The organism is uncultured Jannaschia sp. (assembly GCF_947494055.1).
Lineage (GTDB): Bacteria > Pseudomonadota > Alphaproteobacteria > Rhodobacterales > Rhodobacteraceae > Jannaschia.
This window is the reverse complement of the sequence record NZ_CANLTR010000240.1, coordinates 1-251: the sequence shown is the minus strand read 5'-3', so window position 1 is coordinate 251 and position 251 is coordinate 1. Positions and strand designations below refer to the sequence as shown.

General features: G+C 70.5%; 1 protein-coding gene. It reads right to left on the bottom strand.

Annotated features, from left to right (window positions below; genetic code table 11):
- Positions 1–251: hypothetical protein (locus tag Q1A87_RS24005; RefSeq protein WP_299657442.1), on the bottom strand; the 251-nt coding region annotated here is incomplete at both ends.

The following is a 251-nucleotide window of genomic DNA, read 5'->3' as shown; positions in this document are numbered from 1 at the left end:
ATCTGCTCGGGATTGAGGTAGGGCGTGACGTAGAGATCGGCCGCCCGCAGCGCGTCGCAGAGGTCGCCGTCGTCGACATAGCGGTTCTCCATGTTCAGCGCATGGTCGACGCCGAGCCGGCGGGCGCGGGCGGCGAGCCCGTCGCGGTAGCGCTCGCCCTCCTGTGCCAGGAGTGCGGGATGGGTCGCGCCCAGCAGCACGTAGCGGGCATCGGGAACGCGCTCGAGAATTGCGGGCAGCGCCTCGATCGC